The sequence below is a fragment of the Variovorax sp. Soil_C_19 genome (genome assembly GCF_057657255.1).
The window spans coordinates 131563-144357 of the sequence record NZ_JBDGIV010000004.1 but is presented as its reverse complement, the minus strand read 5'-3'; the positions used below and the strand labels follow the sequence as shown (position 1 = coordinate 144357).

The 12795-nt window shown below is 64.6% G+C and carries 12 protein-coding genes and 1 riboswitch; of the genes, 6 read left to right on the top strand and 6 right to left on the bottom strand.

The features are described 5' to 3' along the window. Positions 1-337 precede the first annotated feature (337 nt). From AC3A6R_RS10435 to nrdR, 3 genes are all read left to right on the top strand, one after another. The gene (locus AC3A6R_RS10435) at positions 338-1192 is read left to right on the top strand and encodes a transglycosylase SLT domain-containing protein (RefSeq protein WP_487861464.1); all 855 of its coding nucleotides are present in this window, start codon (positions 338-340) and stop codon (positions 1190-1192) included. A gap of 40 nt (positions 1193-1232) precedes the next feature. Beyond that, positions 1233-1360, top strand: a riboswitch (ZMP/ZTP riboswitch). 41 nt (positions 1361-1401) lie between these two features. Continuing rightward, positions 1402-2646 carry a serine hydroxymethyltransferase gene (gene glyA, locus AC3A6R_RS10430; protein ID WP_487861465.1) on the top strand — a complete coding sequence of 415 codons (1245 nt, stop codon included), beginning with the start codon at positions 1402-1404 and terminating at the stop codon, positions 2644-2646. 24 nt (positions 2647-2670) lie between these two features. Continuing rightward, on the top strand, positions 2671-3114 hold the full coding sequence (gene nrdR, locus AC3A6R_RS10425; RefSeq protein ID WP_106934830.1) for a transcriptional regulator NrdR: 444 nt from the start codon (positions 2671-2673) through the stop codon (positions 3112-3114). A gap of 48 nt (positions 3115-3162) precedes the next feature. Here nrdR and AC3A6R_RS10420 read toward each other — a convergent pair whose 3' ends face one another. The 6 genes from AC3A6R_RS10420 to AC3A6R_RS10395 are packed head-to-tail and all read right to left on the bottom strand — an operon-like array spanning position 3163 to position 9589. After that, on the bottom strand, positions 3163-3627 hold the full coding sequence (locus AC3A6R_RS10420) for a type IV pilin protein (RefSeq protein WP_487864397.1): 465 nt from the start codon (positions 3625-3627) through the stop codon (positions 3163-3165). Positions 3628-3644: 17 nt separating this feature from the next. Further along, entirely contained in the window at positions 3645-6998 is a 3354-nt protein-coding gene (locus tag AC3A6R_RS10415) for a pilus assembly protein (RefSeq protein ID WP_487861467.1), read from the bottom strand. A 20-nt stretch (positions 6999-7018) separates the two neighbouring features. Then, a complete protein-coding gene (locus tag AC3A6R_RS10410) occupies positions 7019-7735 on the bottom strand; it encodes a pilus assembly PilX family protein (protein WP_487861468.1) in 717 nt (238 codons plus the stop codon). Continuing rightward, the gene (locus AC3A6R_RS10405; protein WP_487861469.1) at positions 7732-8535 is read right to left on the bottom strand and encodes a PilW family protein; all 804 of its coding nucleotides are present in this window, start codon (positions 8533-8535) and stop codon (positions 7732-7734) included. Before AC3A6R_RS10405 ends, AC3A6R_RS10410 begins: the two co-directional genes overlap by 4 nt. Continuing rightward, the gene (gene pilV, locus AC3A6R_RS10400) at positions 8532-9068 is read right to left on the bottom strand and encodes a type IV pilus modification protein PilV (RefSeq protein WP_487861470.1); all 537 of its coding nucleotides are present in this window, start codon (positions 9066-9068) and stop codon (positions 8532-8534) included. Before pilV ends, AC3A6R_RS10405 begins: the two co-directional genes overlap by 4 nt. Next, positions 9053-9589 carry a GspH/FimT family pseudopilin gene (locus AC3A6R_RS10395; RefSeq protein WP_487864396.1) on the bottom strand — a complete coding sequence of 179 codons (537 nt, stop codon included), beginning with the start codon at positions 9587-9589 and terminating at the stop codon, positions 9053-9055. The genes pilV and AC3A6R_RS10395 overlap by 16 nt, the downstream gene beginning before the upstream one ends. Positions 9590-9806: 217 nt before the next feature. Between AC3A6R_RS10395 and ribD the strand changes: the two genes are divergently transcribed. Genes ribD through ribBA form a run of 3 tightly spaced genes read left to right on the top strand, consistent with a single transcriptional unit; the run spans position 9807 to position 12787 of the window. Then, positions 9807-10904, top strand: a complete 1098-nt coding sequence (gene ribD, locus AC3A6R_RS10390; RefSeq protein ID WP_487864395.1) for a bifunctional diaminohydroxyphosphoribosylaminopyrimidine deaminase/5-amino-6-(5-phosphoribosylamino)uracil reductase RibD — start codon at positions 9807-9809, stop codon at positions 10902-10904. Between the two features lie 54 nt (positions 10905-10958). After that, positions 10959-11636, top strand: coding sequence for a riboflavin synthase (locus AC3A6R_RS10385; protein WP_487861473.1), 678 nt, complete (start codon positions 10959-10961; stop codon positions 11634-11636). Continuing rightward, entirely contained in the window at positions 11633-12787 is a 1155-nt protein-coding gene (gene ribBA, locus AC3A6R_RS10380) for a bifunctional 3,4-dihydroxy-2-butanone-4-phosphate synthase/GTP cyclohydrolase II (protein ID WP_487861474.1), read from the top strand. The genes AC3A6R_RS10385 and ribBA overlap by 4 nt, the downstream gene beginning before the upstream one ends. Positions 12788-12795 lie beyond the last annotated feature (8 nt).

Sequence of the window (12795 nt, the reverse complement as noted above, 5' to 3'; positions counted from 1 at the left end):
ATCAGGCAGGTCCAGATTAGGCGCCTCGCGCCGGCAATGCAACGCCTCTTTATCAGGGTTTTCCCCAAGGCATTGTTTAAACTTGTAATGGCATAAGAATGCAAGTTCATATGCTTGACCGGGTATTTAGCCACGATAGAATCCCGCCTGCTCCTGGCTGTCCATCCAGCAGGAGGTCCCTGGATCCGCCGCCGAATTCCCCCGGCTTGATCAGGCCGCCGCGCTCCCACCCACATCTTCCCTCCTCGCGCGGAGCCTGGTTCGTACCAATCAAGCGCCGCCGCCTCCTTCCATCGCCTCGGCGCTGAGAACAGGTGCCGCATAGAAAGGAAGAGCGATGAACAAGGCGTTTGATGCCACAGCCCGCGGGCTACGGACTTTTCTGTCCGACGTGGCAGACGGCTTTTTTGAAATCACCCACAACGGGTTCGCACTGGTCGGGCTGGCCATCGTGTTCGCGGTGCTCGCGCTCGCGGCACGACCCGACCTGCGCCAGACCGGCGAGGAGCAGCTCATGGGCTGGCTGCAGTCACGCAAGCCACCGCCCGAAGCCACCGACCTCGACGCCTCCGCGATCGTGCGCACCACGGCGGCGAGTCCGGATGACCTGCCCAAGCAGCAGGCAGCGGTAGCCTTCTGGCTCAGCAAGAAGTACCGCGTCGCACCGGAGCCGCTGAGCGTGCTGGTCGCCGAGGCCTATCACCTCGGCAGCCGCACCAAGCTCGACCCGACGCTGATCCTCGCCATCATGGCGATCGAATCGAGCTTCAATCCCTTTGCCCAGAGCCATGTGGGCGCGCAGGGGCTGATGCAGGTCATGACACGCGTGCACGGCGAAAAGTACGAGAGCGCGGGCGGCACGCTCACCGCCTTCGACCCCGTGACCAACATGCGCGTGGGCGTGAAGGTGCTGCAGGAGTGCATTGCGCGCGCCGGTTCCGTCGAAGGCGGCCTGCGCCATTACGTCGGTGCCGCCAACCTCGACGACGACGGCGGCTATGCCAGCAAGGTGCTCGCCGAGCGCGACCGGCTGCTGCAGGTGGCCAATGGCCGCGGCCTCCCGACCATCGTCGTCCCGCCGGTCGTGCGGGCGCAGGCCATCCCGGTTGCGGCGCCGCCCAAGACCGAACAGCCCGCCGATCCTGCGGCAGCGGACGGCCAGAAGGTCGCGCTGCTCTTCGGCGTTTCCTGAGTCCTTCGGCATCGGCAAAAACGCCGGGTGCGCTACACTTGGCGCCGTACGCGACTGGCGATAGGCGCAGCATCCTCACCGGTGCCCCGCGCTGACGTGGAATACCACTGGGAAGCGTGCCGCCTGGCATCCGATACAGGCGTTCAGCCGTTCGCCTGGGCAGCCCTTGTTTGGTTGAAGAACAAGGACCTCGTCTTCAAAGGACTGCCATGTACCAACGCAACATTCTGGTCGAACAGACCGATCCCGAGATCTGGGCCGCCATCCAGGCCGAGACCGCGCGCCAAGAACACCACATCGAGCTGATCGCAAGCGAGAACTACGCTTCGCCGGCCGTCATGGCCGCCCAGGGCTCGCAGCTCACCAACAAATACGCCGAAGGCTACCCGGGCAAGCGCTACTACGGCGGCTGCGAGCACGTCGACGTGGCCGAGCAACTGGCCATCGACCGCATCAAGCAGATCTTCGGTGCCGACGCCGCCAACGTGCAGCCGCATTGCGGCGCCTCGGCCAACGAGGCCGTGATGCTCGCCTTCCTGAAGCCCGGCGACACCATCATGGGCATGAGCCTGGCCGAAGGCGGCCACCTCACCCACGGCATGCCGCTGAACATGAGCGGCAAGTGGTTCAACGTGGTGAGCTACGGCCTGAACGACAAGGAAGAAATCGACTACGACGCGATGGAGCGCAAGGCGCACGAGCACATGCCCAAGCTCATCATCGCGGGTGCCTCGGCCTATTCGCTGCGCATCGACTTCGAGCGCTTCGCGAAGGTGGCCAAGGACGTCGGCGCGATCTTCATGGTCGACATCGCCCACTATGCAGGCCTCGTGGCTGCGGGCGTGTACCCCAACCCGGTGCCCCATGCCGACGTGGTGACCTCCACCACCCACAAGAGCCTGCGCGGCCCGCGCGGCGGCATCATTTTGATGAAGGCGCAGCACGAAAAGGCCATCAACAGCGCCATCTTCCCCGGCCTGCAGGGCGGCCCGCTCATGCACGTGATCGCCGCCAAGGCGGTGGCGTTCAAGGAAGCGATGGCGCCGGAGTTCAAGGCGTACCAGCAGCAGGTGGTCACCAACGCGCGCATCGTGGCCGAAACGCTCACCGCGCGCGGCCTGCGCATCGTGAGCGGCCGCACCGAGAGCCACGTGATGCTCGTCGACCTGCGCGCCAAGGGCATCACCGGCAAGGAAGCCGAAGCCGTGCTGGGCGCCGCCCACATGACGATCAACAAGAACGCGATCCCCAACGACCCCGAGAAGCCGATGGTGACGAGCGGCGTGCGCATCGGCACCCCGGCCATGACCACGCGCGGCTTCAAGGACGAGGAGGCCCGCCTCACCGCGAACCTGGTGGCCGACGTGCTCGAGAACCCCCGCGACACCGCCCACATCGACGCGGTGCGTGCCAAGGTGCACGCGCTAACGAGCCGCTTCCCTGTCTACCGCTGAACGTCATCGGCAAGCGGTGGCCGCATGAAATGCCCTTTTTGCGGTCATCTGGAAACGCAGGTCGTCGAGACCCGCGTCTCGGAAGACGCCGACTTCGTCCGCAGGCGCCGCCAATGCAGTGCCTGCGACAAGCGCTTCACCACCTACGAGCGACCGGACGTCAACTTTCCGGTCGTCGTCAAGAAAGACGGCAGCCGCGCCGATTTCGATTCGTCCAAGGTGCGGGCCTCGATGATGCTCGCGCTGCGCAAGCGGCCGGTGAGCATCGAGCAGATCGACAACGCTCTCCTGCGCATCGAACAGAAGCTGCTCGCGAGCGGCCTGCGGGAAATCGACTCGACCAAGGTCGGCGAACTCGTGATGCGCGAACTCAAGAAGCTCGACAAGGTCGCCTACGTGCGATTTGCATCGGTGTACCGCAGCTTCGAGGACGTGGACGAGTTCAGGCAGCTGCTGCGGGATATCTGAGAGGCTGAGGCTGGCCCGCGGAGGGCGGTGCCAGCCCGCGTTGCCGCATCAGCGGTTCCAGCACGACTGCACCACATCGCTCGAGGCATCGGTGCTGTCGTTGGCCAGCTTCACGCCTTGTTGGTTGACGGTGAGCGTGCCGCATTCGTCGTTGGCCGAGACGCCCTGCGGAACGGCCCGCAGCGTGTAGGTGGTGGCGGTTCTGCCGTCGACATAGCCGATGCTGTAGCTCGCAGTGCCCGACGAAGGGGACTGTGCCAAGCCCGCAGGCAGGTCCACGTCAACGGGCGGATATCGGCCATTGGCCGACATGTAGCGTTCGGTCCATTGCGCCGCCTGCAGCAGTTGCTGCTTCGCATCGGCGCGCTTGGCGCGCAGCACGTAGCGTGAATAGCTCGGGTAGGCGATGGCCGCGAGGATGGCGATCACCGCCACGACGATCATGAGTTCGATGAGGGTGAAACCCCGCGAGCAGGAGTTCGCAAGGATCCAATGCCTGGTCTTCTTGTTCATGGGCAGATCCACGCTCATCAATATGACGAGAACAGGCTGCGCCAGCCGAAGCGGCGTACTGCGTCTGGCCGCTTCACGTCCGTGCAATCTCCTGCTGCGTTGCAGATCACGTCCGCGTTCTTCCCGTCGCCGGGCGGCATGAAGCTGAGATCGTCCCGACCCGAGTAGTTTCGGTACCCGAGATAGAGGCCAGCCGCAGCAGAATCGGCATAGACGATGCCGTCAGGCGCCGAGCCACTGAAGAAGTCGATCAGTAAGGTCCAGCCGTCGTCAGGGGTGCCAGGCGTGCAATCGACGCGGTCAGCAGCAGTGCCTGGGATCGTTGTGGAGAACAATCCAACGCTGTTGCTCAGCACGTCGCCCGGATAGACGATCCGCTCCTTGCTGGTTGGCAATTCGAGATACCAGCCGCGCTTGCCGCTTTCTTCCCGATAGCGCACGCTGTTGTTTGAAACGGTGCGGAACTCGGTGCCGAACCTAGCCTCCCCCGCTTCAGTGCTCAGATCCGTGACCGTCTCGGTGTCGATGGTCTGTTGCACAAGGTCGGTCAGCGCCACAGTATCTGAAGCCGCGCCCGCCCGATCCCATATGCCGTAGAGATATTGAGCGCTGATCGTGCTTTCATCGCCCTCGGCAAACAGTTGACCCGTGCCGAATACCACCATGTAGCCGCCCATAGGATGGTCGACGACCATTGGTGCGGCTGTGATCGGTTGCGTGACGCCAGCTGCGAACAGCGGCAACTTTTTGGGGCCCGAGGCGGTCGCACTCGACTCCATCGCTTTCCAGCTGCTGCTCTCGGCCCCGCTGAGATCGAACTTCCAGAGATTGCCGAGCAGGTCACCTGCATAGACAAGGTCGATCTTGCCATCGCCATTGCGGTCCATCGGCCGCGGAGCGGACAGGCCGTTGGCGGCGCCCGCTACCTGACTGGCCGGCGCTGGAATCTTGAGGATCGATTTGTCTCCGTCGAGGTACTGAATCCAGAGAATCGCTTTCTCGTTCTTGCTGTTGTAGCCGTTGCCCAGGATCAAAGCTCTGCGGCCATTGTTCAATGATGCGACCTGCACTGCTCGTCGCGAGAAGGAGTCGAGCGCGGGTTGCTGGAACTGATAGCCCAAATCGTCGTCCGCGAGGACCGTTGTATCGGCAAGAACGACGCCGGTCGCATTGCGCTCCAGAACATTCTCCGGATTGGTGACGTCAAGCACGAAGTAGCCCCTGCCTCCCGCCCCGAGGGTTCCGACGAGCACCGACTTCCAGAAGTTCTCTTTCAGCTTGCTGTCGTCGGAACCCATGTAGATATCTGCCACGAACGGGCTTCCGTCGACGTAGTACTGATGCGAATACGCTTGCTCGCTGAGCCGCTTGAGAACAGGCGCGTCCGCAGTGCCGTAGAGGCCTGCAGGCACATAAGCGAATGCCTCGATGCCGTCCTCTGCATTGAAGGCGTGCATCATGCCGTCATTCGCCCCGACATAGACCATCGCCTTGCGAGGCTTCGCAGCGAAGGAGGCATACGCGTCGCGAGTGAAGCCGCTGCTCGGCTGCCCGGCATACCACAGGCTGGAGCCGACGATATCGCCCAGCACATGGTCGCGCTCTCTGAAGTCATCTCCGCCGGGTCCCTCCTTGCTGCGGTCGCCGCGTAGAAAGTCGAGCACCCCTTGTCCATGCGTTTTCTTCTTCTCGTCGGCCGCAGCATTTGCCACGCCTGCAAGCGCATCCTGCTGTGCACCGCTAAGGCTGTCCCAGAGGAATGGAATGCCGGAACCGCCCGCTTCGGTGCTCGAGAAACTCAGCACCTCCCGAGTGGCGTGCGCACCCGTCTCAGCCATGCGTTCGTCGAGCAAAACGCGCGCATCCCAGATGGTCTCGTTATGGAGTCGCGCTTTCTCGCCGAACTTGGTGGCCGTAAGCATGCCTGACCAGTCTCCCGTGTCGTACCCTGCTCGATAGGCCGTGGTGCTGGTCGAAATCTTGGAAGCATTGGCCGAGATAGAGGTACGCGACTTGCTGGGTTCAGAGCCGAGCGGGGCGAGGATCGATTCGAATGCGTCATTGAGCGCACCCGCATTGGCAGCCGGCAGAAAGCGACCCCGACCATTGATTGCGGCATGCCAGAGGTCCATCCGCACGATGGAGGGATTGAACGCGTCGTAGTCGAAACCAAAGCTGAATCCGGCTTCGTCCCAACGCAGCCGCGCGTCGTTTTTCGGCCTTGTCCCGTCCAACGGATTGGGCCAAGCGAGGGTGCCCGCGGCCAAGGCCGCGAAATCTTTGCTGTACGTGGGTTGCGATGCCTTGTTGTCGAATGCGGGCCTTCCCGTCCACGACGACGCAGAGCCAAAGCCGATCGTGTGCGTCCTCAGGTGCTGCCAGTTGGCAGGGTCGTTACGCGGGTTCCAATATTCGGAGTTGCTGGCCAGGTACTTCGGCTCATCAAGCTTGTTCACGTTGTCAGGCACCTGCGGCTGCAGATCGATGGCCCAATAGTGGAACGCCAGGTCGGCGAGCGTGGGCCGATACTCTTCGGTCGGCCTCCACACGCCATCCTCGCCCTTTGTCCAGGGGTGCGCCTCAATCTTGGCTCCTGCGTAATCGGCATAAGGAGCGCGCGGCTCGTATCTGATGCCGCCCGGCAAGTCGCGCCGGGTGCCATCTGCGTTGCCGATGTCGGGTATGCCAAATGTCTCGGGGTCGTTTTGAAAGCCGAACAGCGTGTATTCGCCATCGGTCATGAAAATGTGGAACGACTTGCGGCAGCTCGACTGGCTGGCGCCTTCCACGCCCGGATCGTCGGAATAGGGACTCAGCCTTCCCGTGGTCTTCATGTATTCGCCAGCACGCACCATCATCGCGTGCATGGGGGTGCCACCGTCGGCGTGCAGCGCGTCAACCCAGGTCATGAAGTTCTTCCGATGGGCACCCTTGAATGGGCGGAGCAGGTTTGCGTTTGCGGTGCCATCGACGACACAACTGCTCGCTCGGTAGTCAGCGGCCGCTTTTTCATCGGGGGCAAAGCCCACGCAGCTCTCGGTCGTCGTGTGATTCATCGCCTGCCAGGCGAGGCGAATGCGACGATCAGGGATCTTGCTCTCCGAGAAATTGGACTTCAATGCCTTTTTCAGCGCAGCCAGGCGAGTGGGTACGCCGCTCGGAGGGTACCTGCTGCCGTCCGACGCACGCGACGACCACCGCATGCTGTACGAGTTGTCGACTGACACGATCACGTTCGGCGCTGGTTGCTCGACGCTGGCATCGCGCGGCTCCTGGGCCAGCGAGAAAGCGGCTGCATGACCGAGTGTCTGTACCAGCACCTGGATCAGCACGCATCCGAAGACGCGACCTGAAAACCTGTTGATATTCATATTGCTTGTTTCCACAGCGCTCAGTTCAAGGTCTTCACGGGATCCGGATCCAGGGAGATCTGCAGCATCACCTCGGTGCCGCCGGCCGCGCTTGCGGCGCGGGCGCCCGCGGCCATCGCGGTGATCCGGTACAACGGGTATTTGCTGTTCGGACGGTCGATCACCTCGATCCAATACCGCGCGCTGGACAGCGCCGGACTGTCAGCGGTGGGTGCAGCAGTGAATTGCCCGTACTTGGCGTACTTTTCTGCGTAGTTCTTCTTGGTCCAGAAGCGATAAGCCTCGCTGTCCTTCGCAGCCATGCCGGATTCGGGCGCAGCGAAATAGCAGATGCCGTCCGTACAGCTGTTGCTCTCGGTTAGCACGTAGGCTGTCACCCAGCCGGTGTCCCGGTCGGGAAAGACGCGGTTGCGCTCTGGCGTGCGACAGGGCGCATCCATGACGGCCGAACAATGGACGTAGGTCTTGGTCGCGGTGTCGAAGACCTTCTGTCGAATGTCGTGCTCCGCATCGAGCAGCGCCGCCTCGGCCGCCTCGAACGCTCGTTGATGGTCGCGCTCGTTGCCCGCCATCGATTCGAGCAGTTGGGCGATGCGAGCGCCTCCGATGACCAGCAACCCCGAAATCAGCAGCATGATCACGACGATGAACAAGGAAAACCCGCACTGGCGGAACCCGGCGCGGCGAACGCCGGCAGCGCGCATCGGCCGTGGAGAGATGCAGATGAGGGAGCTCATTGATTTCTCAGAGCGAACACGGCCGTGTGAACGCGCCGCAGCCTCCCGTCCGTGCTGGCCTGCGCTTTTCCGTCGCAATCCATGTAGCTGCCGTCCGGGTTGTTGCGCGACCTTCCCACGAGCTGCAGGCATACACGTACCGTACGGACCCGTCCGAAATCGGGCACGCCGGCAGCCGTCACATAGCGCCCCGCCTGCTCACCTCCGCCCTCCGCTGCGATGCCATACATCACGTCGAAGCGCTCCACGCCGTCGATGATCGGCTGGGCGCCGTTGCCGCCGCTGCCTGCGCAGCGCAAGGTACCCTTCACTACCGAGAACTCGCTGGTGATCAGGCGAGGGTTGAATGGGTCAGCGGGGTTGGCAGGGTCGTAGTCGGCTCTCGCATCGCTCTCCGCCCGCTGATTGAGGCAGTCCCTGAAATAGTCAGGGGCTGGCGCATAGCCAACCGCCAGCGTGTCATTCACAGAACCGCTCGATGCCTCCTGTCCATTGAGGGCGAAGAAATCGCGGTCACCTCGAAGGTTGGTCGCCAGATTGACGTTGAAGTAGTAGAGCGGCCCCGTCGGGTCGATCGGGATGTAGCCGGCTTGCCGAATCTGCTGTCCCAGCATCCTGAGGGCGAGCGCGGCCGATTGGTTCAATGTGCTGACATCGCTGCCCGTCAGAGCGGTGCTGCGCGTGCCGAACAAGCTGGCGATGGCGGCAAGCATCACGAGCATGCCGATGATCAGCGCGACCAGGAATTCGACCAGCGTGAAGCCGGCTGATCGCGTGCAATGGGGAGTGATATTGCTCATGGTTCGGGCACCGCAACGATGACTTCCTGGCAGGACTTGCCCGGACATCCCCAACTCGTATCCGGCGCGATGGGATGGGTGGCCGCAGCGTCGTTCCAGGTGACATGGACGAAGAGCAGGCCGCCTGCGTTGTCCTTGGATTGCACATCGCCGAGGCCGCCTGGCAGCGCGGCGGCCACCCTGCGCTTCCAGGCCCACAAGTCCCAGGCCGCAAGTTCCGCCTGGCTGCAGGCGCTGTCGATATCTGCACAGGAAGGGCTCGGCTCGCTCTCGGGCGCAGGCGTAAAGTCAACCTTGTAAGGACTCCCGGCCGTAGCGCCTTTCACAGGATTCGCGCGGATGCGCTCGGCCATTTCACTTGCCAGTTGCGCCGCAATGTTCTGATTGCTCGCGCCCGAACTGTCGGAAAGCACCCGCAACTGAAAGCCGGCCAGAGCGAGTAACCCGAAAGAGAGCACGAGAATGGAGACGAGGGCCTCGATCAGCGAAAAGCCGGCTTGCCTTGCGGGCACGCGGCTCAGGATCCGGGGCATCTCTCAACCCCCTTCACAAGGAGAACTCGACCTCCGCTCGCCACGCAGACGACGATCGCATGGGGCGAACTCGGCCGACCGACCGGAAAGAACCTGAAGCCCGCCGAAGCGGAGACATGGCCAGTGGCGTCGAAAGACAAGCCGCCAGCAGCGGTCCGTTCGACCACGACACCGCTGTCAGACCCTTGCTGCTGGAGGATCTCGGTCGTCGCTCCATCGATGACGAGCGTGTCCCAGCCACAGCTCCAGTCCTTGTCGCTGCAGGCCACACCCTTTCGGATGCTCACCGTCCGCCCGCGGCGCACGGCCTCTGAACGGGCATGGCTGATGCTCGCTGCCAACGCCGAAGCCATGCGTTCGACCCGGTAGTTTTCAATCAGATCCCGAAAGCCCGGCAGGGCCAGGGCCGCGAGGATCGCCATCAGTACGATGACGACCAGCATCTCGACCAACGTAAGTCCCCGTCCCGTTCCGATGGGCCGCTTGGGCCGCCGGGCGAGCGCGCAGAATCGGTGATCCATCTTGTAGCTCGCGCCGCCCCGCAAATGCATGCGTGGCGACGCTCTTCTCCCTGATTTCCTTGTATGGCCACGAATCTAGTTCGTCGAATTTCTTTTGAACATCTAGTGAACGACAAGCGGTCAAAGCAAATGGATCGACGGTCTTTTTCTACTCACTGCACCAATTTGTTCAAAATACTTCCGTAAAAGAAAAACAATGGGAACTGAAAAAGATTTCATGGCCCTGGCCCTGGCCCTCGCCTGTCAAGCCGGCCCCGAAACCGACCCCAATCCCCGCGTCGGCTGCGTCCTCGTCGGCGCCGCCGGCGCCGTCATCGGCGAAGGCCACACCCAGCAGGTCGGCGGCCCGCACGCCGAAGTCATGGCGCTGCGCGACGCTGCGGCAAAAGGCCATTCGGTCGCAGGCGCCACCGCCTTCGTCACGCTCGAACCCTGCGCCCACCACGGCCGCACCGGACCCTGCTGCGATGCGCTGATCGCCGCGGGCATCGGTCGGGTCGTGGCGTCGATGGCTGACCCGAACCCGCTGGTCGCCGGCCAGGGCTTCGACCGGCTGCGCGCCGCCGGCGTGACGGTCGAGATCGGGCCGGGCGCGGACGAGGCGCGCGAGCTCAACATCGGCTTCTTCAGCCGCATGGTCCGCAAGACGCCCTGGGTGCGGCTCAAGGCCGCGGCCTCGCTCGACGGCAAGACCGCCCTGCGCAATGGCGTGAGTCAATGGATCACCGCCGAGCCGGCACGCACCGACGGCCACGCGTGGCGGGCGCGCGCCAGCGCGGTGCTGACCGGCGTCGGCACGGTGCTCGAGGACGACCCCCGGCTCGACGTGCGGCTGGTGGCAACCACGCGCCAGCCGCACCTGGTGGTGATCGACAGCCATCTGCAGACGCCGCCCGCCGCGCGCCTCTTCATGCCGGGCCGCGCCGTCTGGATCTATGCCGCGGCACGCGACGAGACCAGGGCGGCGGCCCTCGAAGCGCGCGGCGCCACCGTCACCTGCCTGCCCAATCCGCAGGGCAAGGTCGATCTGGCGGCGGTGCTGCGTGATCTCGCGCGGCGCGAGGTCAACGAACTGCACGTCGAGGCCGGCCACAAGCTCAACGGATCGCTGCTGCGCGAAGGGCTGGTCGACGAGCTGCTCCTCTATCTGGCGCCCAAGCTCCTGGGCGACGGCATGGAGATCGCCTCGGGCATGCATGCGGGCGGGCCGCTCGCCGAACTGTCGGGCGCGCTGCCGCTCGATTTCAGGCAGTTCGACCGGATCGGGCCCGACCTGCGGATCGTCGCCCGCGTCGCGGGACGGGATACTTTCTAGCGCCGAATGGGCGCCGCCGCCCGGGAAGCCCAGGATGTCTGCGAAAATGCGCGGATGTTCACCGGAATCATCACCGGCGTGGGGCGCATCGCCGCCATCCACGACCTCGGCCCCTCCTCCTCCCACGGCAAACGACTCGCCATCGCGGCGCCCGACGGCTACCTCGACGACGTCGGCCTGGGCGACAGCATCGCCCTCAACGGGGCCTGCATGACCGTGACCAGCCTCGATGCGGCCGCGCGGCAGTTCACCATCGACATCTCTGCCGAATCGCTCGACAAGACCGCGGGCCTCACCGAACCCGACGCGCGCCTCAACCTCGAGAAGGCCCTGCGCGCGAGCGACCGCCTCGGCGGCCATATCGTGTCGGGCCACGTGGACGGCATCGGCACCGTGAGCCGCTTCGCGCCCGTCGGCGAGAGTTGGGAACTGCGCGTGGTCGCGCCGCCCGCCTTGGCACGGTTCCTGGCCTACAAAGGCTCGATCACCGTCAATGGCGTGAGCCTCACGGTCAACAGCGTGGCCGATATGGCCGACGGCGCCGAGATCAGCATCAACCTGATCCCGCACACCGTCGAGAACACATCGCTCGGCAGCCTCCAGGCCGGCGCCAAGGTCAACCTCGAAATCGACACCGTGGCGCGCTACGTGGAGCGCATGCTCCAGGCCGGCGTGCTGGCGGTGCCCTCCACAGCGTCCACGCCCACGTATTCCAAGGACACCGCCGAATGAACGCCTCCGTCACGCCGATCGGCGCCCCCCGCAATACGCGGGCTCCCGCGCCGATCTCCCCGGTCGAGGAGATCGTCGCCGAGCTCGCCGCGGGCCGCATGGTGATCCTCGTCGACGAGGAAGACCGCGAGAACGAAGGCGACATCGTCATCGCGGCCGACCACATCACGCCCGACGCCATCAACTTCATGGCGCGCCATGCACGCGGGCTGATCTGCCTCACGCTGTCGCGCGAGATGTGCGAGCGACTGCAGCTGCCGCCCATGGTGTCGCGCAACGGCGCCAAGCATTCAACGGCGTTCACCGTGTCGATCGAGGCGGCCGAAGGCGTGACCACCGGCATCTCGGCGGCCGACCGCGCGCGCACCGTGCAGGCTGCCGTGGCCCGCGATGCGGTGGCGAGCGACCTGGTGCAGCCCGGGCATATCTTTCCACTGCAGGCGGTCGACGGCGGCGTGCTGATGCGCGCGGGCCATACCGAAGCCGGCTGCGACCTCGCGGCCATGGCCGGCTGCTCGCCGGCCTCGGTGATCTGCGAGGTGATGAACGAAGACGGCACCATGGCCCGGCTGCCCGACCTGCAGGTCTTCGCGGCCGAACACGGGCTCAAGATCGGCACCATTGCCGCGCTGATCGAGCACCGCAGCCGCACCGAGTCGCTGGTCGAAAAGGTCGGCTGCCGCGAGATCCAGACCGCCTGGGGCAGCTTCACCGCCCACGCCTTCACCGACAAGCCGAGCCGCGGCGTGCACCTGGCGCTGGTGCGCGGCCAGTGGACGCCCGACGAGACCGTGTCGGTGCGCGTGCACGAGCCGCTCTCGGTGCTCGACGCGCTCGAGATCAACCGTTCGCTGCACTCCTGGAGCCTCGACGCCAGCCTCGCGCACATCGCCGGCGAGGGCAAGGGCGTGGCGGTGCTCCTGAACTGCGGCGAGACCGGCGCCGAGCTGCTCGCGCAGTTCGACGGCACCGCGCGCCCGGCGCAGGCGCCCGAACGCGGCCGCATGGACCTGCGCAGCTACGGCATCGGCGCGCAGATCCTGCGCGAATGCGGCGTGCACAAAATGAACCTGCTCGGCACGCCGCGCCGCATGCCGAGCATGGCGGCGGGCTATGGCCTCGAGATTGCCGGCTACCTTTCCAAAGACTGAAGACAACA

Coding starts and splice junctions, on each gene's coding strand:
- AC3A6R_RS10435 (WP_487861464.1), top strand. CDS start 338: ATGAACAAGGCGTTTGATGCCACAGCCCGCGGGCTACGGACTTTTCTG.
- glyA (WP_487861465.1), top strand. CDS start 1,402: ATGTACCAACGCAACATTCTGGTCGAACAGACCGATCCCGAGATCTGG.
- nrdR (WP_106934830.1), top strand. CDS start 2,671: ATGAAATGCCCTTTTTGCGGTCATCTGGAAACGCAGGTCGTCGAGACC.
- AC3A6R_RS10420 (WP_487864397.1), bottom strand. CDS start 3,627: ATGAACAAGAAGACCAGGCATTGGATCCTTGCGAACTCCTGCTCGCGG.
- AC3A6R_RS10415 (WP_487861467.1), bottom strand. CDS start 6,998: ATGAATATCAACAGGTTTTCAGGTCGCGTCTTCGGATGCGTGCTGATC.
- AC3A6R_RS10410 (WP_487861468.1), bottom strand. CDS start 7,735: ATGAGCTCCCTCATCTGCATCTCTCCACGGCCGATGCGCGCTGCCGGC.
- AC3A6R_RS10405 (WP_487861469.1), bottom strand. CDS start 8,535: ATGAGCAATATCACTCCCCATTGCACGCGATCAGCCGGCTTCACGCTG.
- pilV (WP_487861470.1), bottom strand. CDS start 9,068: ATGCCCCGGATCCTGAGCCGCGTGCCCGCAAGGCAAGCCGGCTTTTCG.
- AC3A6R_RS10395 (WP_487864396.1), bottom strand. CDS start 9,589: ATGGATCACCGATTCTGCGCGCTCGCCCGGCGGCCCAAGCGGCCCATC.
- ribD (WP_487864395.1), top strand. CDS start 9,807: ATGGCCCTGGCCCTGGCCCTCGCCTGTCAAGCCGGCCCCGAAACCGAC.
- AC3A6R_RS10385 (WP_487861473.1), top strand. CDS start 10,959: ATGTTCACCGGAATCATCACCGGCGTGGGGCGCATCGCCGCCATCCAC.
- ribBA (WP_487861474.1), top strand. CDS start 11,633: ATGAACGCCTCCGTCACGCCGATCGGCGCCCCCCGCAATACGCGGGCT.